The following is a 22,567-nucleotide window of genomic DNA, read 5'->3' on the forward strand; positions in this document are numbered from 1 at the left end:
ATTATTTTTTTGCGCGCGAAGCGCTTCGTCTGCGCGGAGTCTTTTGAGCCTGCGCAGGGGGCGTTAGATAGACGACTATTCCGTTCGCGCGTTCATGGCGCCACACCGGCAAAATCCAGTGAATGAAATCGCTGGCTGACCATGCGATAATTCCAATGCCCATCCAGGCAAGAGGTATCGCCACCAGTTCGTAGACCGGTTCCGCTTCAAAGTAGAAGATCCAGACAAGAAGTATAAGTGCCGGGTACAGCAAAGCGAGCCAGACGATGTAGCCGAGCAGGTTGTGCTCTCGACCTTCTTTGGCGCTGGGTCCCATGAAACAGGCGACTTCCCCACGCGTGAATAGATGCGATGCAATCGGTTCCCGCAGCCACTGGTCTTCCCGGCCCGAGATGCGCACGACGCGCCAGGTCAACAGGCAGGTCAAATTCACTAAAATGAAGAACGCGCGCGCCGGTGCGGGCTGTGGGTCGAGAGTGAACGCAATAATCAAGGCCGGGGCCAGGCACGATAGCGCTGCAGGAAGCATGAAAAGGGCGCCGATCAACACCATGCGTGTTACGTACCGTGCCGGAGTTTTCAGAAGTGATCCTATGACGAAGATACAAGGTGCCTGGGCAACCAGATACTTGTACGCCGCCCAAACTTCGTCCCATCCAACTACAGGTATGGCCAGGGCTGCGCCGAAGGTGGCCATAAGGAGCCACCACCCAGCGCCAAGATGCCATATGTTTTGTTTCTCGCTCATGCGCCATGTTGGCACTGGCGCGGGAGGGAGCCATTGATAATTGGCAAGAAGCCGTCGCACCGGGAGGCGCGACGGTGGTTTGCTTTAATTGGCGGAGGCGACCTTGCGCAGTTCTACTTCCATATCGCCCGGGTTAGGGTAGGGGTAGGACTTGACCCAGGCGATAACGTCATCGCGTGACGCCGCATCTACCGCCCAATAGCCGGCAATCAGTTCCTTCACTTCGGCGAACGGACCGTCGGTGATGAAGGGTTTGCCGCCGCTGAACTTGACGCGCGCACCGCGCGCGGTGGACTTCAAGCCTTCGCCCGACAATGCAATACCAGCGGCGACGCCGGCATTGTTGGCGCGGTTCATGATGTCGATCACCACGGCAGGCGGCTCGAAGTCCTGCTCCGCTACAGCATCGGAGCGCAGCAGGATGGCCCAGGCGGCATGCTTGGGCGCTTCGCCGGTGTCGAAGCCTACGCAGCCGCCGGGGCAGCCGGCTTCGCGCACTTCGACCACGGCGCAGCCTTCAGCATCGGCCGAGGGCCAGCGCGCAGCCAGTTCGCTGGCGGCGCGGCGGTCTTCGGCTTCGATGAAGGTGAAACCGGCCACGCTCACGTCCGCAAACGGGCCTTCTTCGTACAGCCACTGGCCGTCGCGGCGGCGCATGCGCAAGCCGCCGTCGGCACTGGAGCGCAGCCATTTGGCACCCGGTACGGCCTGCACCAGTTCAGCGGACGGGAAGTTGTCCTTTTCCGACGCGGCGTCGGCCTTCCGAATAACCATGTACTGCATTGAAGTCTCCTTTATACGGGCGCTGCGATCTTGCTCGCGATGCGCGCTTCCTGTTCACGCAGTTCAGGCGTGAACTCGGCGCCGAAATCCTCGGCCTCGAACACTTGGCGGATTTCGATATCTGAGTCGCTTTCCATCGGATTGGGGCAGCGCTTGACCCATTCGATGGCTTCAGCCAGCGACTTTACCTGAATCAGCCAGAAGCCCGCAATCAGCTCCTTGGTTTCCTGGAACGGGCCGTCGACGACGGTGCGTTTGCTGCCCGAGAAGTGCACGCGGGCGCCGCGCGAACTTGGGTGCAGGCCTTCGCCGGCCAGCAGCACGCCGGCATTCACCAGTTCCTCGTTGAACTTGCCCATGGCTTCGAGCAGTTCGGTTTTCGGCATCTTGCCCGCTTCGGAATCCGGGGTGGCTTTTACGATGAGCATGAATCGCATGTTGTCGGTCTCCTCAGGCTTTGCAGTCAGGTGATTTGTCCATCATTTCCTTCATCCCTTCCTGCATCTGTTCGGGCGTCAGGTCGCGCTTGTGGGTGGCGATCGACCAGCTGTGGCCGAACGGGTCGACCAGCACGCCGTAACGGTCGCCCCAGAACATGTCTTCCGGCGGCATCTTGGCGGTGCCGCCGGCGTCGATGGCGCGCTTGTAGGCGGCGTCGACATCTTGCACGTAAATGTGCAGGGTCACCGGCGTGCCCTTGTAGTGTTTCGGGCCGAAGCAGCCTGCGTCAGGGAAGTCGTCGACCAGCATGATGTGCGAATCGCCGATGCTGATCTGGGCGTGCATGATCTTGCCGCCCGGGCCAGGCATGCGGGCGTTCTCTACCGCGTTGAAAGCATTTTTGTAGAATTCGATAGCGGCTGCGGCGCCTTCGCACACCAGGTGCGGGGTAACCGTGTGCATGCCTTCTGGAATCGCTTTGACAGTCATGGTCATTCTCCATTCATTGTTGAGGAAAGAGGACACTTTTGCGGCCTCCATATTCCCACGACGAACGCGGATGCGCCAGATCGACACGATTACAAAAGATTTTTTTTAGCCAGCCATTCCGGGGGGGGGGGCAGGCCGGCTGCCCCTGCGGGGATGGAACCCCTGACGGCAGAACAGACGGTTTAAAGCGCGCGCAAAGAAATAGTGAACTTCAGCCCACCACCCTCACGGTTGGCAACCTCCAGCTCCGCCTCATGCCGCGACAGCACCCGATCCACGATTGCCAGCCCGAGCCCAGCCCCATTCGCCTGTCCGCGCGCCGTATCCAGACGTGTAAACGGCTTCAACAGCTGCGCGATCTGATCCTCAGGCACGCCCACGCCATGGTCCTGCACCTCAATCACCACCCGCTTGGCCGTATGCATCCCCCGCACCGAGCACTTGATATCAAGCTCGGTCACCTCCGACCCCGGCGTCTTGCCATAGCGCCGTGCATTCTCAACCAGGTTGGCAATCACTCGCTTGAGGTCGGTCGCGTTGCCCAGCACATGCGCCTGTTCAGGGATCTCAGCCGTAACCTTGACATCGGAATGCCGGCCGGCCTCATGCGTGCAATCGGCCAGCAGCGCCGCCATATCCACATTGATAAAGCTGGAAGCCTCGGTTGGCTTGGCATAGTCGAGGAACTGCGCAATGATCGCATCCATCTGTGCAATATCCGACTGCATGCCCTCGCGCGCTTCCTGCGACAGGTTGGCCATTTCCACCTCGAGCTGCATGCGCGCCAGCGGCGTGCGCAAGTCGTGGGAAATACCGGCCAGGATCACCGCACGGTCGGATTCGACCTGCTGCAAGTCATCCACCATCTGGTTGAAGCTGCGGTTGGCCTGGCGCACTTCCTGCGGCCCGACTTCCGGCAACGGCTCCGGATGGCGGCCCTGGGCAATCTCGCGCGCAGCGGCGGTCAGGCGTTTCAGCGGCAGGTTGATCAGGCTGGAAATCAGCGCCGCACCAAGCAGCGACACCAGCGCCACCACACCGGCCCAGCCCAGCCATTCGACCGGACCCTGCAGGCGTTCGCGCTCCAGCATCAGCCAGTAACGGTCGTCGGCAATCTTGAAGCTGACCCAATAGCCCGGCACCCCATTGACTTCCGAGGAAAAACGGGTATCGGCGCCCAGCTTGGCGCGCACCAGGGTCTGGATGTCGGCCATCAGCCCCGAGCTTGGCGGCGGCGCCACCTCGTCGTCGTCCTCCATGGTGAACACGCGGATGCCTTCGTTCGACACCAGCTCGAACAGCAGCTCGCGCCGCAAGTCGGTCGCCGAATGGGTGAGGGCGGCGCGGGTGATGGTCACCACCGACACCACCTGGGCGGCAGTCTGCTGCGCCAGCGGCTCGCGCTGGACATAGTTGACCATGCCGAACCAGGCCGACATGGAGAGCGTGGTCAGCACGCTCAGCAGGAGGAAAGTGCGCCAGAACAGGCCGCTGGTCAGCGACGCCGGGCGTGGCATGCGGAATTTCATCGACAGCCCAAAATCAGCGTGGCTGGCCCTCGGGGATGAAGACGTAGCCCAGGCCCCACACCGTCTGGATGTACAGCGGGCTGGACGGGTCCGGCTCGATCAGCTTGCGCAGGCGGGAAATCTGCACGTCCAGGCTGCGGTCGAACACTTCGTACTCGCGGCCGCGCGCCAGTTCCATCAGCTTTTCGCGCGACAGCGGCTGGCGCGCATGGCGCGCAAACACTTTCAGCACCGAGAATTCGCCGGTGGTCAGGGGCACGGTTTCGCCGTTCTTCTTCAAGGTACGCGTGCCCAGGTCCAGCACGAACTGGCCGAACTCGAAGGTTTGCGGGTGCTCGGAAGGCGCGCCCGGGATTTCGTCCGGCTGCTTGCGGCGCAGCACGGCGCCGATACGGGCCACCAGCTCGCGCGGGTTGAACGGCTTCGGCAGGTAATCGTCGGCGCCCATTTCCAGGCCCACGATGCGGTCCACATCCTCGCCCTTGGCGGTCAGCATGATGATCGGGGTCTGGTCGCCGGCGCCGCGCAGGCGGCGGCAGATCGACAGGCCGTCTTCGCCGGGCAGCATCAGGTCCAGTACCAGCAGGTCGTAACGTTCGCGCAGCCACAGCTTGTTCATGGCGGTGGCGTTTTCGGCGGTGACGACGTTGAAGCCTTGCTCGGTCAGGTAGCGGCGCAGCAGGTCGCGCAGGCGGACGTCATCGTCCACCACCATGATCTTGGCCTGGTGGCCTTGCTGGCCGCCGGTCGCGGCTGGAGGGGTAGTGGTGGTATTCATGGGAAGGATTGATCTTGTTGAATTGTCAGATGCATGTCGCTATGGTAACGTCATATTGATTGCCGGTGCCATACCGGTGAAAACTCATTACAAATTCTTACAAACTTTACCCAGTCGCTCTTACTATGGGAAGTTGTAGCGCATACACTGCGGGCATGGATACGGCAAGTACGACGAGGACGGCGATGAAACTTGGTGCGAAAACAGGAGTGGGCAAAGCGGCTTTGGCGCTGTGCGCCGGCCTGTGCTGCACCTTGATGGCCGGCGCGCAAGCGCAGTCCGACCAGCGCGGCCGCCAGCAGGAACGCCGTGAAGCGCCACGCGACTTCCGCGACAATCGTATGAACGACGCCCGTGAGGCGCGCTATCCACGCCAGTATGAAGGAAGGATGGACGATGCGCCACGCATGGTGGACGACCGGGACAACGCAGACTCGCGCCGTACGGGCCGCATGACCCCCGACGAACGCCGCGACCTGCGCCGCCAGATCAATGAAGCGGGCCAGCAAGTGTATTCCCTGCCGCGCAGGCGGTGACTTTGTGACGTTTACGTAACGTTAGGAAAACTTTCGGCCCCAAAAACCTCCGGAATTTGATGTTTTGCGTGTAATATTGATTGCCCGCAAGACAACGCGCCCCGGCGCGCCCATGATCAGGGCACTGGAGGAGGAGCTTTGTCCCAAATTGCACAACAGGAGAGCGCCGGCAACCTGCCGGCCGGTGTAGTCCAGCGCCCCGACGGGGTCTACCTGGACATGCGCCTGCTCGCGCCTGAACTGGCCGCCGCGGTCGATGCCTTGTTCCGCAGCGGCTATGTGCTGCGCGGCCTGGATTACCCGGTGCTGGCGCGCGCCCTGTACGGCGCAGGGGCGGAACTGGCGCCCAATCCCGAAATGCTGGTACGCCTGGGCGACCGGCTCGAGCCATTTCCATCCGCGCGCAAGCCCCTGTACCGCAACGTCAAGATCCGCGACGGCGAGGCGGAATACTTCTTTGAACCGATTTACCTGCCGGCCGAGGAGCTGTCGGACGGCACGTTGCTGCCGGAAGGCCAGGCGCAACTCGATTTCGACGAATTCGTCGCCGATATGTGGCTGAAGAATGTGCGCTTCGGCATCCAGGTGGCGGCTGTGCGCGCCGCGCTGGCAGCACCCAAGGGTGAACGCGTGGCGGCGGCCCTCGACTTGGAGCCGACCCCGGCGCAGGACGCGCGCGTGGTTGAAGTGGCGTCCGAGCTGCACCGCAGCGATGCGCCGCGCCAGCGCGCGGACGGCACGGTCGACCTGACCAGCTTCCAGAACCGCTTCCCCCAGATCAAGCAGGGCATGCGCCTGCTGCAAAAACTGCCGGGCGTGCCGGGGGAGCCGGGCCGCAATATCGCCGGCCAGCCGCTGGCCGCGCTGGCGCCGAATGACGTCGATCTGGGCCGCCTTGCGGGCGAGGGCACGGTCATCGCCCGCGAGCCTGACGGCGAATTCCTGGTAGCCGCGCGCGAAGGTTTCCTCAATGTCGACCCGAAAAGCGGGCAGGTGGCGCTGAGCGACAAGATCATCAGCCGCGAAGGCGTGTCCGGCCGCACCACCGGCAACCTGGAGCTGATGGGCGCCTTTGAAGAATTCGGCGACGTGCAGGAGCTGCGCGACGTGAACGGCAGCGACATCACGGTGCACGGCGACGTGTTCGGCAACATCAACTCCAGTGGCGGCACCATCGTCCTGGGGCGCAACCTGGTGGGCGGCCGTGCCATCAATGCAAAGGGCGACATCCGCATCGAGGGCGTGGCCTCTGGCGCCACCATCCAGACTGCCTGCGGTACCGTCACCATCACCGGCCGCGCCGAAAGCTGCGTGATCAGCGCGCCCAGGGTGGTGATCGCGCAAGCCTCCAACTGCGAGATCTTTGCCGACGAAGTAAATATGGAGCTGGCCATCGGCTGCGCCGTCGCCGGCCGCAGCGTCATAGTGGAAAGCGCCGGCCCGCGCAAGAGCAGCGAAATGTTCGTCTATGTGGTGGTGAAAGACGTCGCCGGCCACGACGCCGAGCTGGAAGCGCTGCAGAAGCAGGTCGCTGTGCACGAGGTGGAAATTGCTGCCTGGCGCGCGGAACACGACCGCCTGAATGCCATGTCCGAGGTGCGCAGCTACCTGACGCTGGCGGAAAAGCTGCGCAAGGGCGAGATCCACCTGACGCCGGCGCAGGTGCCGCACCTGAAGAAAGTGGCAGGCGCGGTGGCGCCGCACATCAAGCAGATCGGCCAGCTGGTGCAATCGATCAAGGTGGCGGAAGATGCCATCGCTGGAGCGCGCGCCCGCCGCGACGAATTGGAAGCCCTCAAGCGCGATGCCGCCGCCCGCTCCTCGGTGCGGGTCAGCATGGTCGACGGCGAAGTGCTGGTGCGGACCTTGCCCCTGGGCGAGGCGGTGGCGGCCAACTTCATGGCGCAGCCCAAGGATTACAAAGCCATGCTGCGTGGCCCGCGGCTCGATAGCATGGCCATCTTCGCCGGCTCCACCGGCAGCGTAAACTGGCATGGCGCGGCCCCGGCCGAGGCGAGCGTAGCGTAGTGGGCCGATAGCCGTACAATGGCGCAAGAAGATAACCCGGGAGACAAGGTGCCTGCAGACGCTGCCACGGCCGCCGCGGCGGCTGGCGATCTGCCATCGTCGCTGGTCCAGCGTGCCGATGGTGTGTATTTCAAGGCGGAAGCCCCGGCGGCTTTGCTGCAGGCGGCTGCCAACCAGGTATTCCTGTCCGGCGCCTGCTTCCGGGGCCTGGATTACGGCGTCTTCATCCGCGCCGTGTACGGCGTCGGCCCCGAACTGCCGGAAGGCATGGACGGCCAGCCCCTGTGGCGTTTCGCCGACGACGTCGTGCCATTCCCCAGCGGGCGGCGCGACCTGTACAAGTCGGTGCGCATCGTCGGCGGCGAGGCGGAATATTATTTCGAACCGGTGTTTATTGAAGCCGAAGGCGAGGCGCCGGTTCCGGCCCATCTCGATTTCGGCGAGTTCGTGGCAGATATGTGGACCAAGGGCATCCGCTTCGGCATCGATGCGCCGGCGGTGCGCGAGGCCATTGCCAGCGGCAAGGTGGCGCGCCTGATCGTGGCGCGCAGGCTGCCGCCAGTGCCGGGACGCGACGCCGCCATCGTGGAGGTTTCGGAAAGCATCCACCGCTCCAATGCACCGCGCCTGCTGGCCAATGGCCGCTTCGACCTGCACAGTTTCCAGAACCGCTTCCCGCAAGTGAAAGCCCGGGCGCGGCTGCTGCGCCGCGAGCCGCCGCAGGCGGGCACGCGCGGCTTCGAGCTGTCCGGCATCGTGCTGGAACCGCCGCCGGCGCGCGACCTGGAGCTGGCCACGGTGGCCGGCGAGGGGACTGTGGTGGAACATCATGATGGCGTCGACTACCTGGTGTCTTCGCGCGAAGGCTTCATCAACGTCGACAGCAAGAGCAAGCGCATTTCCATCGGGCCCAAGATCGTCAGCCGCGAAGGCGTGTCCGCGCGCACCACGGGCAACCTCAAGCTCGACGGCGATTATGAGGAATTCGGCGAAGTGCAGGAGCAGCGCACGGTGGAGGGCGGCAATATCACCGTGCATGCCGACGTCTTCGGCAATATCGTCTCGCGCGGCGGCACCATCGCGCTGCAAAAGAACCTGATGGGCGGCAGCGCGACCAACGCCGACGGCAATATCCGCGTGGCGGGCGTCGCTTCCGGCGCGCTGCTGCAGGCGAAAAAAGGCGAGGTGGTGCTGGGCAAGGCGCAGAACTGTGTGATTACCGGTTCGCGGGTGATCATCACCGAGGCTTACAACTGCGAGATCATGGCCGACGAGGTGCTGATCAAGCTGGCCGCCGGCTGCGCCATTGCGGCGCGCCGCATCGAAATCGATAGCGCCGGCCCGCGCAAGCAGGCCGAAATGCAGCTCCACGTGATGGTGCCCGATACCGGCAAATACGACGACAAGCTGGCCGAATGCGCCTTCCGCGCGGACAAGCAGGAGCAGCAGGCGCAGCGCTGCAAGGAGCAGATGGACGCCATCACCGCCGACCAGGAAGTGCGCAACTACCTGCAACTGGCCAGCAAGGTGCGCAAGCAGGAAGTCACGCTGAACCAGGAGCAGCTGGCGCTGTTCCAGAAAATGGCGCTGAAGGTCGGCCCGTCACTGAAGATGGTGGCGCGGCTGCAAGTGGCGATGAAGGAAGCGCAGGCCGCGCAGCAGAAGGAACAGGAACTGGGTGAGCATGTCTACAAGCAGAAACTGTTGGTTGTCGGCGGTGCGCGCTGCACGGTACGCATGGTGGCCGGCGACATGGTAGTGCGCAAACTGGTGTTCAATCCCGACCTCGGGCCGGCCTACCTGCTGCCGCCAAAAGAAGTCAAACTGCGCGTCCGCGCCCCGCTGGGCACGCAGCCCCCGCTCTTCATCGGCAGCGGCGGCCAGTTCGACTGGAGCGGCAGCGCAGCATGAAAGTCGGGGTCAGGTCTGGCGGATTGCCAGACCTGACCCCGACTTTCAAATAGCAGCGTAGCAGGGCATGGCGCCCAGCGGCAGGTCGTGGAACAGGTTGTGGTCCGTGTCGTTGATTGCCCGGTTGGCTTGCAGGACCCGGATCTTGGACAGGTAATCGCCCACCGCCAGCACGCGCGCCATCGGCGTGCGCTGTTCCCCCTTGCGCATGGTTCCCTGTTCGCGGATCGCTTGCGTGATCGAGGGCGGGAAATTCCACGCTTCCGATATGCCGGCCGAAATGGCGAGCGACTCGTTGGCCAGGCGGGCGCGGAAGGTAGTCGAGCCCAGTTCGCCTGGCTTGGCACCAGCGCTGTCGAGCACTGGCAAGGCAGTCAACAGGCCCGCATTCACCACCAGCCCGGCCAGGAAGGCCTCGAACGGATCGACGCCGAATTCCGGCGCCAGCATACGGCAGGCGACGGCGCTTTTTTCGGACTGCTCCCAGATGCGCGGCGCCAGCAGCTTGGTGTAATGGCCCGAATTCAGGTCGATGATGGGGCGGAACGCGACCGTGGTGATCAATTGGCGCAAGCCCTCTTGCCCAACCACGATCACGGCGTGTTCGACGCTGTTGATGCTGGTCACCTCGCCGCTGTTCTGGATGGCGGCATTGGCCAGGCGCAGCACGGACCCCACCAGCACCAGGTCGTTGGAAATCTTGCGCGCGATGTCGGCGCCGGCGAAATTCTCGCTGCGCAGGCTTTGCAGCAGTTGCGGGATCACGCCCGGCATGCGGCGCAGCATGTCGGCCGCATTGTGCCCCGACTGCGCGGCCAGGATCAACTCGTGCAGCACGCGGCCCTCGGGCGCCGTGGTATCGAGCGATTCGTCCTGGTGCAGGCCAAACAGCCAGCGCTGGAAAGTGGCGTTGACCAGGTCCTTCTGTTCGAAATCGGGGCCGCCTTCGAGGGCGGGCGACAGCACCGGGACCGGCGCCGGCGTGGGCGTTGTCCGTGCCGGCGCGGCAGGAGCTGCCGGCTGGGGCCGGCTTTCAGGTGTGGCGAGCAATCGCTTCAGCCATTGGAACATGGGTGCTTTCCCAGCAATTGTTATGAAAGCATTGTAGCCCAGGCTGCAATCTTTGAGGATGGTCAAACTGCTTGCTGTTGCGTAACGGTACGATGGAACAGCGTATCAGCGGAATCAGAGGAGCAATATGGAAGCCGACCTGCGACAGTACCTGACGTTCCGCCTGGGCGGCCTTGAATACGCGCTGGACTACCGCCGCGTGCAGGAGTTGCGTCCATTGAGTGCGCTCGAACGCATTGCGTCGGGCGGGGAGATCGTTGAAGGCGTGGCTTTGTCGCGCGGGGTCATCATGCCCATCGTCGACATGCGCGTGGCGTTCGGCCCACGTCCGCTGGCGCACGATCCGCGCACCGACGTGATCATCCTGCAGCTTTCAACGTGCGTGATGGGGATGGTGACCGATGGTGTAACCGACCTGGTGTCGTTGCCGGCGAGCGCAGTCCACCCCCTGCCGCACGGGGGCGAGGAGGTGGACTACCTGCTGGGGATGGGACAGCTCGGCGAGCGCCGGCTGATCATGCTTGATATCGACCGCCTGATGGCGGTGCGCGCGGCGAAGCGCCCGCGTCAGGCGGCCAGTGCTTCGAGCTGCTCCTGAAGCTCGAGCCATTCGCCTTCCAGCTGCTCCAGCTCCTTGCTGCACTCGACCTGGTCGGCCAGCAGGGTTTTCAGCTTCGGCTTGTTTTCAGCTTCGTAGACGGCCGGATCGGCCAGGGCCGAGTCGATCGCAGCTTTCTGTTCGCTGCGCTGGGCCATGGCGGCTTCCACCTTTTTCAGGCGATTTTCCAAAGGCTTGCGCTGGGCCGACAGGCGCTGGCGCTGCTCGGCTTCCAGGCGCTTTTGTTCCTTGCGGTCGGTGGCGGAAAGCGGCGTGTCCTCGACTGCGCCGGCTGCCGGGGCGGCAGCATTTGCTGCGGCCGGTGCCGCAGCTGCAGGCTTGGCCATCTTGGTTTGCAGCAGCCAGTCCTTGTATTCATCGAGGTCGCCGTCGAATTCGCGCAGGCGGCCGCTTTCGACGATGATGAATTGCTCGGTGGTGGCGCGCAGCAGGTGGCGATCGTGGGATACGACCAGCAGCGTGCCTTCGAACTGCGCCAGCGCATCGGTCAGCGCCTCGCGGGTTTCCAGGTCCAGGTGGTTGGTCGGTTCGTCCAGCAGCAGCAGGTTAGGGCGCTGCCATACGATCAGGGCCAGCGCCAGGCGCGCTTTCTCGCCGCCGGAGAACGGGGCGATCTTGCTGGTCACCATATCGCCAGGGAAGTTGAAGCTGCCCAGGAAGTTGCGCAGCTCCTGCTCGCGCACGGTCGGCGCCATCTTCTGCAGGTGCCACAGCGGCGATTCGTCGTGGCGCAGCATCTCCACCTGGTGCTGGGCGAAGTAGCCGATCACCAGGCCTTTGCCGGTGGTGGCGGTGCCCGTCAGCGGGTCGATGTCGCCGGCGATGGTCTTGATCAGGGTCGACTTGCCGGCGCCGTTCACGCCCAGCAGGCCGATACGCTGGCCTTGCACCAGCGAGAAGGTCACGCCGCGCACAATGGTCTTGTCGCCTTGCTCGGTGTGGTAGCCGCAGTTCACGTCTTCCATCACCAGCAGCGGGTTCGGCGCGCTGACCGGATCGCGGAATTCGAAACTGAATTCGGCAGCCGCGCGCAGCGGTGCCAGTTCTTCCATCCTGGCCAGCTGCTTCATGCGGCTTTGCGCCTGGCGCGCCTTGGTGGCCTTGGCCTTGAAGCGGTCGATGAAGGACTGCAGGTGGGCGCGGGCGCGCTGCTGTTTCTCGATAGCGGAAGCTTGCAGCACCAGTTGCGCCGCGCGCTGGCGCTCGAAGCCGGAATAGTTGCCCGAGTAGCGTTTCAGCTTGCGGTCGTCGATGTGGACGATCACGTTCACGATCTCATCGAGGAAATCGCGGTCGTGGGAAATGATGATCAGGGTGCCTGGGTAGCGCTTCAGCCAGTCTTCCAGCCAGATGATCGCGTCCAGGTCCAGGTGGTTGGTCGGTTCGTCCAGCAGCAGCAGGTCGGAAGGACACATCAGCGCCTGCGCCAGGTTCAGGCGCATACGCCAGCCGCCGGAGAAGCTGGCCACCGGCTGCTGCATCTGCTCCAGCGAGAAGCCCAGGCCGAGCAGCAGTTGCTCGGCGCGCGACTGCACGGTGTAGGCGTCGGCATCGGCCAGTTCGGCGTGGACGTGGGCAATGTCGATGCCGTGCTCCGGCAAATCCGGCAGCGCTTCCAGGCGCGCCAGTTCGGCCTGCAGTTGGCGCAGGTGGGCGTCGCCGTCGATGGCATAGTCGATGGCGGTACGCGGCAGGGCAGGGGTTTCCTGCGCCACGTAGGCCATGCGCCAGCTCTTCGGGAAATCGATGTCGCCCAGGTCCGGGTGCAGCTCGTTGCGCAGCATGGCGAACAGGCTGGATTTGCCGGCGCCATTGGCGCCGATCAGGCCGATCTTGTCGCCCGGGTTCAGGGTCAGGTCGGCGGATTCCAGCAGCGGCTTCAGGCCGCGCATTAGGCTGACGTTGATGAAGCGGATCATTTTCTTTGGTCGTTTCTTTGAAACCAGCAGTGCGGTGTCGGACCCCGCAGGCCAGACACCGCACTACCGGTTTAGAGTTTCAGTTGGTCAGCGGTAAGCAGGAACACCATATCGTCGCCCTGGCTGGTGGTCAGCCAGGTCAGGCCCAGTTCCCCGAAAGCCGCCTCCGCAAACGCTTTCTCATTGCCGATTTCAACGATCAGCAGGCCGTCATCGGTCAAGCGCTCAGCCGCGCCGGCGACAATCTTGCGTACCAGGTCCATGCCATCGGCGCCGCCGTCCAGGGCGATCTGCGGTTCATGCAGGTATTCCTTCGGCAGCTTGGACATCGACGAGGAATTCACATACGGTGGATTGGTGATGATCAGGTCGTACTTCTTGCCCGCCGGGACGTTGGCATACAAGTCCGACTGGATCAGGTTCACGCGGTCCGCGAGTTCGTACTTGTCGACGTTCCTGCGCGCCACTTCCAGCGCATCGCCGGAAATGTCGACCGCATCGACTGCGGCGTCGGGGAAGGCATCCGCCATCATGATCGCCAGGCAGCCGGAACCGGTGCACAGTTCCAGGATATTCGACACGTTCTCCGCATCATTGACCCACGGCGCGAAGTAGTTCGGGATCAGTTCCGCGATATACGAACGCGGCACGATGGTGCGCTCGTCGACGTAGAAGTTGTAGGTGCCCAGCCAGGCCTCATTGGTGATGTAGGCAGCCGGCACGCGGTCGTTGGCGCGGCGCTCGATCACAGCCAGTACTTCGGCGACTTCTTCCGGCTGCAGGCGCGCGTCCATGAACGGCTCCAGGCGGTCCAGCGGCAGCGCCAGGGTGTGCAGGGTCAGGTAGGCCGCTTCATCGTAAGCCTCGGCGCTGCCGTGGCCGAAGAACAGCCTGGCCTTGTTGAAACGGGTGACTGCGTGGCGAATCAGGTCGCGCGGGGTGGTGTACAGGGTGGTATCCATAGTTTTCTTCTTAGCGCAGGAGGTTTTCCAGGGTGCGGCGGTAGATGTTCTTCAGCGGATCGATAAAGCGCACTTCGATGTGCTCGTCGATCTTGTGGATGCTGGCGTTCGGGGGGCCAAATTCTATCACCTGGGGGCAGATCTGGGCGATGAAGCGCCCGTCGGAGGTGCCGCCGGTGGTCGATAGCTCGGTGTCGACGCCCGTTTCATCCTTGATGGCGTGGCACAGCGCCTCGGACAGCGTGCCGCGCGGGGTCAGGAACGGCAGGCCGGACAAGGTCCAGTCAAGCTGGTATTCCAGGCCGTGCCTGTCGAGGATGGCATGCACGCGTTCGCGCAGGCTCTCGTGCGTGGAAGCCGTCGAAAAGCGGAAATTGAAGTCGATGTGCATGTCGCCCGGAATCACGTTGTTCGCGCCCGTGCCGGCCTTGATGTTCGACATCTGCCAGGACGTCGGCAGGTAATACTCATTACCGTGATCCCAGACTTCCGCCACCAGCTCGGCCAGCGCCGGCGCGGCCAGGTGGATCGGGTTCTTCGCCAGTTGCGGGTAGGCGATGTGGCCCTGCACGCCCTTGATGGTCAGGCTGCCCGACAGCGAACCGCGGCGGCCGTTCTTGATCATGTCGCCCAGGGTCTTGTCGGAAGTCGGCTCGCCGACGATGCAGTAATCGATCGCCTCGTTGCGCGCCTTCAGCTTTTCCACCACCTTGATGGTGCCGTCGGTGGCCGGCCCTTCTTCGTCGGAAGTGATCAGGAAGGCGATCGAGCCTTTATGCCCAGGGTTCGCAGCCAGGAATTCCTCGCAGGCGACGACCATGGCGGCAATCGAAGTTTTCATGTCGGCAGCGCCGCGGCCATACAGCTTGCCGTCGCGGTGGGTCGGGTAGAACGGTTCGGACGACCACTTTTCGACCGGGCCGGTCGGCACCACGTCGGTATGGCCGGCAAACACCAGCACCGGACTTTCAGTGCCCTTGCGCGCCCACAGATTGGTCACTTCGCCGGAAATGATGGTCTCGCACTGGAAGCCCAGCGGCTCCAGCCAGGACTTCAAATGGTCCTGGCAGCCCTTGTCGTCCGGCGTGACGGACTCGCGCCCGAGCAGCTTTTCGGTCAGGTCGAGGGTACGGGACGCGCTCATGCCGCGAAAATTTCCTGGTACATGGCGTCGTTGAAACCGACATGCGCTTTCGGGCCGGCGCCAACCAGGACCGGGCGCTTGATCACGGACGGATTCTCCAGCATCAGGGCGACGGCAGCATCGGCGCCGGTAACGGCAGCCTTGCGCTCGTCGGGCAGGGCGCGCCAGGTGGTGCCCTTCTTATTGACCAGCACTTCCCAGTCCAGGGTTTTCAGCCAGGTGCGCACGGTGGCTTCCTCCAGGCCCTGTTTCTTGAAGTCGTGGAAGGTGAAGTCGTGCTGCTGGCCAGCCAGCCATACGCGGGCTTTCTTGACCGTGTCGCAGTTGGGGATGCCGTAGAGAATTATCATCGAGAAGTTGTGCTGGGGCCGCGCTGCAGCCGAAGGACGACATTATATCGTGGCACAGGGGGGGACAAGCCGTGTACGTTTTGCTAATGTTACTGAAGATCATCAAAGGACCAGCTGCATGACTGCCCCGACCAGGACCGAAGCGAAAATTGACACTTCCAATTCGCATTACCTGGAACAGCGGGCGCTGGAACTGGCGCTGTCGCGCGCCGCATCCGAGGGCGAACGCGCCGCCATCGAACGCCTGGCGGCGCTGCGCGCCGAACTGGAGGTGAAGCGTGAAGCGCACAGCCAGCTGATGAACGCCCGCCGCCATGCCCGGGGCGAGTTTTATAGCGACGCCAAGGTCAAGGCCATCAATGAAATGGGCCCGCGCCGCGAGGACCTGGACAAGACAGTCAACCATTACTACGCAAAGCAGGACGGCGCCAAGGGCGTGCTGAAGGTGCATGGCCTGTCGCATTTTGGCGCGGTGACGGTATCGCGGCGCAGCAGCCTTTCCGCAGCCCCGCCGGACATTATTGACGATGTGCGGCAGATGCTGGAGCTGGAGGACGCCTTCGCCGATGCCTGGGCCGCGGCAATTGACGATCCGGCCTACAACGCCGGCCTGGCGCAACGCCGGCTCGATGCGGCCAAAATGTTCCGCACTGCGAGCATGCCAATGTGGCTGGTCTCCCAGCCAGAGTGCCCAATGCAGCGCGATATGGATGCCGCGACACTTGGCCGTGCCTGGAGCAAGCTCGAATCGATCAGCGCGGAGCAGGGGCTGGCGCCGCTGTCCAACTACGTCGGCATTGATGGCCAGGCGGAAGAGGACGGCGCGCCGGCTGCGGAAGTGCTGGCAGCGGTGGATGGACTGCTGGCGGCTATTGGCGCTTCGACGAAAAAGCTGCCGGCTAAAAAGGCCACGCTGGCAGCGCTGGAAGAAGTGCGCGCCATCCTGCAATGGGCGGAGCAGCACCAGGCGCGCGTCTACTTCGAAGTTGAATTCTGAGCGGCGGCTTCAGGTCGCGCTGAAGGCCGGAACGTATATTTCGCTGAACTCGGGCGGGCGACGCTTGGGGCGGCCGCTGGATAGCTCGATGCATACCAGCTCCCAGCGAGCGCGCAGCACGGTAGTGTTGTCGCGCCGGCGCACCAGCTGGAAGCAGCGCTGCATCGAAAGGGAACTGTCGCCAGGCAGCAGCCAGGTACCGAGCAGCAGCTCTTCCCCCTCGTTCGTGGCGAAGATGTAATCGAACTCGCTGCGGCGGATCGCCATGCCGCGATCCAGGCGTTTGTAATCGGCCAGCGTCAGGCCAAGTGCGTTGGAATGCGCCCAGCCAGCTTCCTCGCACCAACGCACGTAGACCGCATTATTGGTGTGGCCGAGACCATCGATATCGCCCGCTCGCGGCGTGACGGGCACGATGAAGGGCGCCGGCCGATCCCAGCAAACTGCCGATTGCGCCATCAGCGCTTCTTGAGGATGGAGCCGAGCACGCCGCGGATGATTTCGCGGCCGACTTGCGAGCCGATGCTGCGGGCGGCGGATTTGACCATGGCCTGCACGGCGGTGTCGCGCTTGCTGCTGCCGCCGAACAGGCCGCCCAGCACGTCGCCCAAGATGGAGCCTCCACCGCTGTCTGCCGGCGCTTCGGCCGGCGCCTGTGCGGTGCCGCGGCCCATCGGGGCACGGCCGCCCGGGGCTGGCGCAGGGCTGGCGCCGGCGCCGCTCACGCGGCCGGTCAGCTTCTCGTAAGCGGATTCGCGATCGACGGCTTTTTCGTACACACCCGCCACGACCGAGTTGTCGCGCGCGGCCTGGCGCTCAGCAGGGGTGATGGGGCCGAGCTGCGATGCCGGCGGCAGCACGAAAGCGCGCTGCACGATTTGCGGCGTGCCTTTCTCGTCGAGGAAGGAAACCAGTGCCTCGCCGACGCCAAGTTCGGTTATCACTTGCGCCACGTCGATGGCCGGATTCGGACGGAAGGTCTCCGCGGCCGATTTAACCGCCTTCTGGTCGCGCGGCGTATAGGCGCGCAGCGCGTGCTGCACACGGTTGCCCAGCTGCCCCAGCACGGTTTCCGGGATGTCGAGAGGGTTCTGCGTGATGAAGAATACGCCCACGCCCTTCGAGCGGATCAGGCGCACCACCTGCTCGATCTTTTGCAGCAAGGCTTTCGGCGCTTCCGCAAACAGCAGGTGCGCCTCGTCGAAGAAGAACACCAGCTTGGGCTTATCGATATCGCCCACCTCGGGCAGGTTTTCGAACAGTTCGGACAGCATCCACAGCAGGAATACCGCGTAGATGCGCGGAGCGTTCATCAGCTTGTCGGCAGAGAGGATGTTCACCACCCCTTTGCCTGCCGCATCGGTTTGAATCAGGTCGTCGATGTTCAGCATCGGCTCGCCGAAGAACTGCTCGCCGCCTTGTTCCTCGATGGCCAGCAGGCCGCGCTGGATGGCGCCGATGCTGGCCGCGCTGACGTTGCCGTAGCTGGTCTTGTAGTCGGCGGCATTGTCGCCCACGTGCTGCAGCATGGCGCGCAGGTCCTTGGTGTCGAGCAGCAGCATGCCGTTGTCGTCGGCAATCTTGAACACCAGTTGCAGCACGCCCTCCTGGGTATCGTTCAGGTTCAGCATGCGTGCCAGCAGGGTGGGGCCGAGGTCCGAAACGGTGGCGCGCACCGGGTGGCCCTGTTCGCCGAACACGTCCCAGAAGGTGACCGGGCAGGCGGCCCATTGCGGGGTTTCCAGTTTCAGCGCTTCCAGGCGCTTGGCCATTTTCTCGCTCGCCGCGCCGGGCTTGGCCATGCCGGACAGGTCGCCCTTGATGTCGGCCATGAATACGGGCACACCGATATCGGACAGGGACTGCGCGATGCGCTGCAGCGTGACCGTTTTGCCGGTACCGGTGGCGCCGGTAATGCAACCGTGGCGGTTCACCAGGCTGGACAGCAAATCGAGGGAAAGGGTGTCGGTTTTGGCGATCGGCAGGGCGGTGCTCATAGGGACAGAATTTCTTGTTGATATGAAATTCCGATCATACCATCAGGCTTGCCGATATCGACTTCGTGTTGCGGACAGCGTGGCCAGGCCAATCAATAGCAGCGCAATCGTTGCGGGCTCAGGAATCGACACCGTAGTCGCCAGGTATTCAGCTCCCGAGCCGGACTGGATGGTGGTGCCTTCAGGGACCAGGAATTCCAGCGTCGCTGTATTCCCGAAATGGGCAAAGCCGCCGAAAGTACCGCTGACCTGCAGCAGTGCTGCGAGTGAAATCGGAACGCCATAATCCAGTGCGAACGTTGCGCTCAGGCCGGGGCTGCTGGCGCTTGCCAGGGGTTCGGGAAGGTTGCCGAACCAGTCGGCGACGAGGGCAATATTATGCCCGTCGACAGTCAGGGAAACCGTCATGCTGGCGGAAGTTCCCTGCGTTTCCTCCCCAGCGCCGCCAAGCGTGCCTTCGAAATGCAGGACAACAGTAACTTCCTGTGGGCCGCTAAGTCCTCCCAAGGTGACTGTGTCGCTGAACTGGGCCAGGGACGAGCCAGTACTCATGCTGACGAAGCCGCCGCCCGGTGCAGCGGCATATGAGCTGTCAACACTGGCTTTCAGCACGCCGTAGCCGGCTTGCGCAAGGATCGATCCGTACTGGTCGCTGAAAGTAAGCGCCGTTGTGTCCTGGGCTGTCGAATTGACCACGGCAGGGCACGGTGCGCCGCAGGAAAAGTAGGAAATACTCGACAGCAGCGAGGCCCTGGCCCATGGTCCGCTCAACAGCAAGAAAGTCAGCAGGGACAGGCGTAGTAAGGAATTCATGATCCCCTCCGGAGCGGGCTCGACAAAGTCGATTGCTGTTTGGAGGTGACGCAAGAAATGCACCCGAATAACTAAATTCCATGAATTCAGTTACTTATGGTTGCAGCTTTGTTGGGACCAGGTTTGAGTGTAAAGATTGGCGACACGGCGGGCAAACAATGCCCGCCGCGCGCGTTGCCTGAACTCAGGAGTTCAGGGTGAACTCGGTGAAGGAGGCGTCGGTCGGGGATTTCAGTTCTTCTTCCTCGACAGGTGGTGGCGCTTCCGCGCCATGGTTCAGCAGCCACAGCAAGTTGGTGGCGGAGTCGGCATTGGCCAGCGCCTCATCCTTGGTAATGGCGCCTTCCATGACCAGCTTGTACAGCGCCTGTTCGAAGGACTGCGAGCCCGGCGACAGGGATTTTTCCAGCGCTTCCTTGATCTGGCCGATCTCGCCCTTCTCGATCAAGTCCGAGATGTAGCGGGTGTTGACCATGATTTCGACCGCCGGCGTGCGGGTGCCGCCGCCGGCCGAACGGATCAGGCGCTGCGAGACGATTGCCTTGATGGTCGAGGACAAGTCCTGCAGCAGGGCCGGGCGGTTCTCGATCGGGTAGAAGGAAATGATACGGTTCAGCGCGTTGTACGAGTTGTTCGCGTGCAGGGTGGCCAGCACCAGGTGGCCCGACTGCGCGTACGCCATTGCCGACGCCATGGTCTCGCGGTCGCGGATCTCACCGATCAGGATGCAGTCCGGCGCCTGGCGCATCGAGTTGCGCAGCGCGGTGTAGAAGTCTTTGGCATCGGCGCCGATTTCGCGCTGGTTGACGATCGACTTCTTGTTGCGGAACAGGTACTCGATCGGGTCTTCCAGCGTCAGGATGTGGCCCGAACGCAGCTCGTTGCGGTGGTCCAGCATGGACGCGATGGTGGTCGACTTGCCGGAACCGGTGGCGCCGACCAGCAGCACCAGGCCGCGTTTTTCCATGATCATGTCGGCCAGTACCGGCGGCAGGCCCAGTTCGCCCAGCGGCGGGATGGCCGCAGGGACGAAACGGAACACGGCGGAAATGCTGCCGCGCTGGCGGAAGGCCGACAGACGGAAACGGCCCAGGTTGGCCACGGAGATACCCATGTTCAGCTCATTGGACGTGTCCAGTTCTTCCAGCTGCTCGGGCGAGCAGACCTCAGCCAGCAAGGCCTCCAGGTTTTCGGGCTCGAGCTTTTGCTGGTTGATCGGGATCAGAAGACCGTTGATCTTCAAATGCACCGGCGAGCCTACGGCGAAAAACATATCCGAGGCGTTTTTTTCCTTCATTAGCTGGAACAGGCGGTCCATAGCCATTTTTTGGGTATCTCCTTGTTACGGTTATACGCCGCGCAGCAATTCGTTAATGCCTGTTTTGGCGCGGGTTTGCGCATCGACGCGCTTGACGATGACGGCGCAGTACAGGCTGTACTTGCCATCGGCCGACGGCAACGAGCCCGAAACCACCACGGAGCCGGCCGGCACACGGCCGTAGAATACCTCGCCGGTGGTGCGGTCGTAAATCTTGGTCGACTGGCCGATGTACACGCCCATCGAAATGACCGAGTTTTCTTCCACAATCACGCCTTCCACGATCTCGGAACGGGCGCCGATGAAGCAGTTGTCTTCGATGATGGTCGGGTTGGCCTGCATTGGCTCCAGCACGCCGCCGATGCCCACGCCGCCGGACAGGTGCACGTTCTTGCCGATCTGCGCGCAGGAACCCACGGTGGCCCAGGTGTCGACCATCGCGCCTTCGTCAACGTAGGCGCCGATGTTCACGTAGGAAGGCATCAGCACCACGTTCTTGCCGATGAAGGAACCGCGGCGCGCCACAGCTGGCGGCACCACGCGGAAGCCGCCCTTGGCGAAATCTTCGGCCGAGTAGTTGGCGAACTTGGTAGGAACCTTGTCGTAGAACTGCATGGTGCCGTCGGACGGCATGACCACGTTGTTCTCCAGGCGGAACGACAGCAGCACGGCCTTCTTGACCCACTGGTTGACGATCCAGGCGCCGTTTTCTTTCTGGGCTACGCGCAGCGAGCCGTTGTCCAGGCCGGCCAGCACGTGGCTGACGGCGTCGCGCACTTCGGCAGTGGCGTTGGACGGGTTGATCTCGGCGCGGTTGTCCCACGCGGCTTCAATAATTTGCTGGATGCTCATGATTTCTTCAGTTGTTGGCAGAATTGGACGATACGGCGCGCCGCTTCCAGGCCTTCCCCGGTTTCGGCAACCAGCGCCATGCGGATGCGGTTGCGGCCCGGGTTGCTGCCGTGGGCGTCGCGCGCCAGGTAACTACCCGGCAGCACGGTGACATTGTACTCGGCGTGCAGGCGGCGCGCGAATTCGGTGTCGGACAGGCCGCTGCGGGTCACGTCGGCCCACAAATAGAAGCCGGCGTCCGGCATTTGCACCTCCAGCACCTCCTGGATAAGGGGTGTGATGGCGGCGAACTTAGCGCGGTATTGTGCGCGGTTTTCCTCGACATGGGTTTCGTCGGCCCAGGCGGCGACAGAGGCGGCCTGCACATGCGGGCCCATGGCGCCGCCGTGGTAGGTGCGGTACAGCAGGAATTTCTTCAGCACTTGCGCATCGCCGGCCACGAAGCCGGAGCGCATGCCCGGCACATTCGAACGCTTGGACAGGCTGGAAAACACCACCAGGCGGGCATATGGCTCGCCTTCCCTGGTCAGGCCCAGAATATTGGCGGCCTGCATGGCGCCCAGCGGCGGCTCGTCGCCATGGTAGATCTCCGAATAGCACTCGTCGGCGGCGATGATGAAGTTATAGCGTTCCGACAGCGCGAACAGGTGCTCCCAGTCGGTCAGCGTCAGCACGGCGCCGGTCGGGTTGCCCGGCGAGCAGAGATACAGCAGGCGTACGCGCTGCCAGACTGCTTCCGGCACGCTGTCGTAATCCGGGGAGAAGTTGCGGGCCGGGTCGGAATTGACGAAATACGGCTCGGCGCCGGCCAGGAAAGCCGCGCCTTCATAGATCTGGTAGAACGGGTTAGGGCACATCACCAGCGCGCCGGTATCGGGCGCGATCACCGTCTGCGCGAACGAGAACAGTGCCTCGCGCGAACCGTTCACCGGCAGCACCTGGGTAGCGCGGTCCAGCGTCGGCAGGCCGTAGCGGCGCTCCAGCCAGGACGCGATGGCATTGCGCAGCGCCTCGCTGCCGGCCGTTACCGGGTAGTTGGCCAGGCCATCCAGGTTATCGATCAGTGCCTGGCGGATGAAGGCCGGGGTGGGGTGCTTCGGCTCGCCCATGCCCAGGCTGATCGGCTTGAAAGCGGGGTTGGGCGTGCTGCCGGCGAAGAGCTGGCGCAGTTTTTCAAACGGGTAGGACTGCAGCTTGTCGAGATGTGGATTCATGGCGCGTACGGCTGGTTGAACCATTGATTATAGCCGTACTGGGCAACTGTGGCGTTGCTGCAAAATTG

At 63.3% G+C, this 22,567-nt stretch carries 22 protein-coding genes; 5 read left to right on the forward strand and 17 right to left on the reverse strand.

Features of this window, described 5'->3' with window-relative positions:
• Position 1 precedes the first annotated feature (1 nt).
• The 6 genes from ASD07_RS23370 to ompR all read right to left on the reverse strand — a co-directional run bounded on the left by ASD07_RS23370 (position 2) and on the right by ompR (position 4,768).
• On the reverse strand, positions 2 to 748 hold the full coding sequence (locus tag ASD07_RS23370; RefSeq protein WP_055935833.1) for a hypothetical protein: 747 nt from the start codon (positions 746 to 748) through the stop codon (positions 2 to 4).
• Between the two features lie 84 nt (positions 749 to 832).
• Complete coding sequence (locus tag ASD07_RS23375) at positions 833 to 1,522, reverse strand: YciI family protein (RefSeq protein WP_162246599.1); 690 nt, start codon at positions 1,520 to 1,522, stop codon at positions 833 to 835.
• A gap of 20 nt (positions 1,523 to 1,542) precedes the next feature.
• Positions 1,543 to 1,968 carry a YciI family protein gene (locus ASD07_RS23380; RefSeq protein ID WP_055935840.1) on the reverse strand — a complete coding sequence of 142 codons (426 nt, stop codon included), beginning with the start codon at positions 1,966 to 1,968 and terminating at the stop codon, positions 1,543 to 1,545.
• A gap of 13 nt (positions 1,969 to 1,981) precedes the next feature.
• On the reverse strand, positions 1,982 to 2,467 hold the full coding sequence (locus ASD07_RS23385; protein WP_055935844.1) for a VOC family protein: 486 nt from the start codon (positions 2,465 to 2,467) through the stop codon (positions 1,982 to 1,984).
• A gap of 176 nt (positions 2,468 to 2,643) precedes the next feature.
• Positions 2,644 to 3,978 carry a sensor histidine kinase gene (locus ASD07_RS23390; RefSeq protein ID WP_229207266.1) on the reverse strand — a complete coding sequence of 445 codons (1,335 nt, stop codon included), beginning with the start codon at positions 3,976 to 3,978 and terminating at the stop codon, positions 2,644 to 2,646.
• A gap of 25 nt (positions 3,979 to 4,003) precedes the next feature.
• On the reverse strand, positions 4,004 to 4,768 hold the full coding sequence (gene ompR, locus ASD07_RS23395; protein WP_055935850.1) for a two-component system response regulator OmpR: 765 nt from the start codon (positions 4,766 to 4,768) through the stop codon (positions 4,004 to 4,006).
• Between the two features lie 185 nt (positions 4,769 to 4,953).
• On the opposite strand from ompR, the gene ASD07_RS23400 reads away from it, so the two are divergent.
• The 3 genes from ASD07_RS23400 (at position 4,954) to ASD07_RS23410 (ending at position 9,243) form a co-directional block, all read left to right on the forward strand.
• Positions 4,954 to 5,304: a hypothetical protein gene (locus ASD07_RS23400; protein ID WP_156398159.1), complete on the forward strand. Its 351-nt coding sequence runs from the start codon at positions 4,954 to 4,956 to the stop codon at positions 5,302 to 5,304.
• A gap of 138 nt (positions 5,305 to 5,442) precedes the next feature.
• Positions 5,443 to 7,332, forward strand: coding sequence for a flagellar assembly protein A (locus ASD07_RS23405; protein ID WP_156398160.1), 1,890 nt, complete (start codon positions 5,443 to 5,445; stop codon positions 7,330 to 7,332).
• Between the two features lie 48 nt (positions 7,333 to 7,380).
• Entirely contained in the window at positions 7,381 to 9,243 is a 1,863-nt protein-coding gene (locus ASD07_RS23410) for a flagellar assembly protein A (RefSeq protein WP_229207267.1), read from the forward strand.
• A gap of 45 nt (positions 9,244 to 9,288) precedes the next feature.
• Here the strand turns inward: ASD07_RS23410 and ASD07_RS23415 are convergent, their stop codons facing one another.
• On the reverse strand, positions 9,289 to 10,314 hold the full coding sequence (locus ASD07_RS23415; protein ID WP_055935859.1) for an HDOD domain-containing protein: 1,026 nt from the start codon (positions 10,312 to 10,314) through the stop codon (positions 9,289 to 9,291).
• 127 nt (positions 10,315 to 10,441) lie between these two features.
• Here ASD07_RS23415 and ASD07_RS23420 point away from each other — a divergent pair, with 127 nt between their 5' ends.
• Entirely contained in the window at positions 10,442 to 10,912 is a 471-nt protein-coding gene (locus ASD07_RS23420; RefSeq protein WP_055935861.1) for a chemotaxis protein CheW, read from the forward strand.
• Here the strand turns inward: ASD07_RS23420 and ASD07_RS23425 are convergent.
• The 4 genes from ASD07_RS23425 to ASD07_RS23440 all read right to left on the reverse strand — a co-directional run bounded on the left by ASD07_RS23425 (position 10,882) and on the right by ASD07_RS23440 (position 15,308).
• A complete protein-coding gene (locus ASD07_RS23425) occupies positions 10,882 to 12,852 on the reverse strand; it encodes an ATP-binding cassette domain-containing protein (RefSeq protein ID WP_055935864.1) in 1,971 nt (656 codons plus the stop codon). The two genes, ASD07_RS23420 and ASD07_RS23425, sit on opposite strands and share 31 nt — an antisense overlap.
• 71 nt (positions 12,853 to 12,923) lie before the next feature.
• The gene (prmB, locus tag ASD07_RS23430) at positions 12,924 to 13,814 is read right to left on the reverse strand and encodes a 50S ribosomal protein L3 N(5)-glutamine methyltransferase (RefSeq protein ID WP_055935866.1); all 891 of its coding nucleotides are present in this window, start codon (positions 13,812 to 13,814) and stop codon (positions 12,924 to 12,926) included.
• A 10-nt stretch (positions 13,815 to 13,824) separates the two neighbouring features.
• A complete protein-coding gene (gene dapE / locus ASD07_RS23435; RefSeq protein ID WP_055935869.1) occupies positions 13,825 to 14,958 on the reverse strand; it encodes a succinyl-diaminopimelate desuccinylase in 1,134 nt (377 codons plus the stop codon).
• Positions 14,955 to 15,308, reverse strand: coding sequence for an ArsC family reductase (locus ASD07_RS23440; protein WP_055935872.1), 354 nt, complete (start codon positions 15,306 to 15,308; stop codon positions 14,955 to 14,957). The genes dapE and ASD07_RS23440 overlap by 4 nt, the downstream gene beginning before the upstream one ends.
• 118 nt (positions 15,309 to 15,426) lie before the next feature.
• Between ASD07_RS23440 and ASD07_RS23445 the strand changes: the two genes are divergently transcribed.
• The gene (locus ASD07_RS23445) at positions 15,427 to 16,305 is read left to right on the forward strand and encodes a hypothetical protein (RefSeq protein WP_055935876.1); all 879 of its coding nucleotides are present in this window, start codon (positions 15,427 to 15,429) and stop codon (positions 16,303 to 16,305) included.
• 9 nt (positions 16,306 to 16,314) lie between these two features.
• Here the strand turns inward: ASD07_RS23445 and ASD07_RS23450 are convergent, their stop codons facing one another.
• The 6 genes from ASD07_RS23450 to dapC form a co-directional block, all read right to left on the reverse strand.
• Positions 16,315 to 16,764, reverse strand: coding sequence for a thioesterase family protein (locus ASD07_RS23450; RefSeq protein WP_200953846.1), 450 nt, complete (start codon positions 16,762 to 16,764; stop codon positions 16,315 to 16,317).
• A complete protein-coding gene (locus tag ASD07_RS23455; protein ID WP_055935884.1) occupies positions 16,764 to 18,302 on the reverse strand; it encodes a helicase HerA-like C-terminal domain-containing protein in 1,539 nt (512 codons plus the stop codon). Before ASD07_RS23455 ends, ASD07_RS23450 begins: the two co-directional genes overlap by 1 nt.
• A 42-nt stretch (positions 18,303 to 18,344) precedes the next feature.
• Positions 18,345 to 19,115, reverse strand: coding sequence for a PEP-CTERM sorting domain-containing protein (locus tag ASD07_RS23460; RefSeq protein WP_055935888.1), 771 nt, complete (start codon positions 19,113 to 19,115; stop codon positions 18,345 to 18,347).
• Between the two features lie 184 nt (positions 19,116 to 19,299).
• Positions 19,300 to 20,439: a PilT/PilU family type 4a pilus ATPase gene (locus ASD07_RS23465; protein WP_055935890.1), complete on the reverse strand. Its 1,140-nt coding sequence runs from the start codon at positions 20,437 to 20,439 to the stop codon at positions 19,300 to 19,302.
• A gap of 24 nt (positions 20,440 to 20,463) precedes the next feature.
• Positions 20,464 to 21,285, reverse strand: a complete 822-nt coding sequence (gene dapD / locus ASD07_RS23470; protein ID WP_055935893.1) for a 2,3,4,5-tetrahydropyridine-2,6-dicarboxylate N-succinyltransferase — start codon at positions 21,283 to 21,285, stop codon at positions 20,464 to 20,466.
• Positions 21,282 to 22,499: a succinyldiaminopimelate transaminase gene (gene dapC / locus ASD07_RS23475; protein ID WP_055935898.1), complete on the reverse strand. Its 1,218-nt coding sequence runs from the start codon at positions 22,497 to 22,499 to the stop codon at positions 21,282 to 21,284. Before dapC ends, dapD begins: the two co-directional genes overlap by 4 nt.
• Positions 22,500 to 22,567: the final 68 nt, after the last annotated feature.

This window comes from Duganella sp. Root336D2 (genome assembly GCF_001425005.1).
In the GTDB taxonomy this organism is placed as follows: Bacteria; Pseudomonadota; Gammaproteobacteria; order Burkholderiales; family Burkholderiaceae_D; genus Rugamonas.

What these genes read in the sequence shown, in the direction of transcription:
- ASD07_RS23440 (WP_055935872.1), bottom strand. Translation starts at nt 15,308, where the DNA reads ATGATAATTCTCTACGGCATCCCCAACTGCGACACGGTCAAGAAAGCC.
- ASD07_RS23465 (WP_055935890.1), bottom strand. Translation starts at nt 20,439, where the DNA reads ATGGCTATGGACCGCCTGTTCCAGCTAATGAAGGAAAAAAACGCCTCG.
- ASD07_RS23370 (WP_055935833.1), bottom strand. Translation starts at nt 748, where the DNA reads ATGAGCGAGAAACAAAACATATGGCATCTTGGCGCTGGGTGGTGGCTC.
- ompR (WP_055935850.1), bottom strand. Translation starts at nt 4,768, where the DNA reads ATGAATACCACCACTACCCCTCCAGCCGCGACCGGCGGCCAGCAAGGC.
- ASD07_RS23375 (WP_162246599.1), bottom strand. Translation starts at nt 1,522, where the DNA reads ATGGTTATTCGGAAGGCCGACGCCGCGTCGGAAAAGGACAACTTCCCG.
- ASD07_RS23455 (WP_055935884.1), bottom strand. Translation starts at nt 18,302, where the DNA reads ATGAGCACCGCCCTGCCGATCGCCAAAACCGACACCCTTTCCCTCGAT.
- ASD07_RS23450 (WP_200953846.1), bottom strand. Translation starts at nt 16,764, where the DNA reads ATGGCGCAATCGGCAGTTTGCTGGGATCGGCCGGCGCCCTTCATCGTG.
- ASD07_RS23445 (WP_055935876.1), top strand. Translation starts at nt 15,427, where the DNA reads ATGACTGCCCCGACCAGGACCGAAGCGAAAATTGACACTTCCAATTCG.
- ASD07_RS23385 (WP_055935844.1), bottom strand. Translation starts at nt 2,467, where the DNA reads ATGACCATGACTGTCAAAGCGATTCCAGAAGGCATGCACACGGTTACC.
- ASD07_RS23415 (WP_055935859.1), bottom strand. Translation starts at nt 10,314, where the DNA reads ATGTTCCAATGGCTGAAGCGATTGCTCGCCACACCTGAAAGCCGGCCC.
- ASD07_RS23420 (WP_055935861.1), top strand. Translation starts at nt 10,442, where the DNA reads ATGGAAGCCGACCTGCGACAGTACCTGACGTTCCGCCTGGGCGGCCTT.
- ASD07_RS23460 (WP_055935888.1), bottom strand. Translation starts at nt 19,115, where the DNA reads ATGAATTCCTTACTACGCCTGTCCCTGCTGACTTTCTTGCTGTTGAGC.
- ASD07_RS23380 (WP_055935840.1), bottom strand. Translation starts at nt 1,968, where the DNA reads ATGCGATTCATGCTCATCGTAAAAGCCACCCCGGATTCCGAAGCGGGC.
- dapD (WP_055935893.1), bottom strand. Translation starts at nt 21,285, where the DNA reads ATGAGCATCCAGCAAATTATTGAAGCCGCGTGGGACAACCGCGCCGAG.
- prmB (WP_055935866.1), bottom strand. Translation starts at nt 13,814, where the DNA reads ATGGATACCACCCTGTACACCACCCCGCGCGACCTGATTCGCCACGCA.
- dapE (WP_055935869.1), bottom strand. Translation starts at nt 14,958, where the DNA reads ATGAGCGCGTCCCGTACCCTCGACCTGACCGAAAAGCTGCTCGGGCGC.
- ASD07_RS23400 (WP_156398159.1), top strand. Translation starts at nt 4,954, where the DNA reads ATGAAACTTGGTGCGAAAACAGGAGTGGGCAAAGCGGCTTTGGCGCTG.
- ASD07_RS23390 (WP_229207266.1), bottom strand. Translation starts at nt 3,978, where the DNA reads ATGCCACGCCCGGCGTCGCTGACCAGCGGCCTGTTCTGGCGCACTTTC.
- ASD07_RS23425 (WP_055935864.1), bottom strand. Translation starts at nt 12,852, where the DNA reads ATGATCCGCTTCATCAACGTCAGCCTAATGCGCGGCCTGAAGCCGCTG.
- dapC (WP_055935898.1), bottom strand. Translation starts at nt 22,499, where the DNA reads ATGAATCCACATCTCGACAAGCTGCAGTCCTACCCGTTTGAAAAACTG.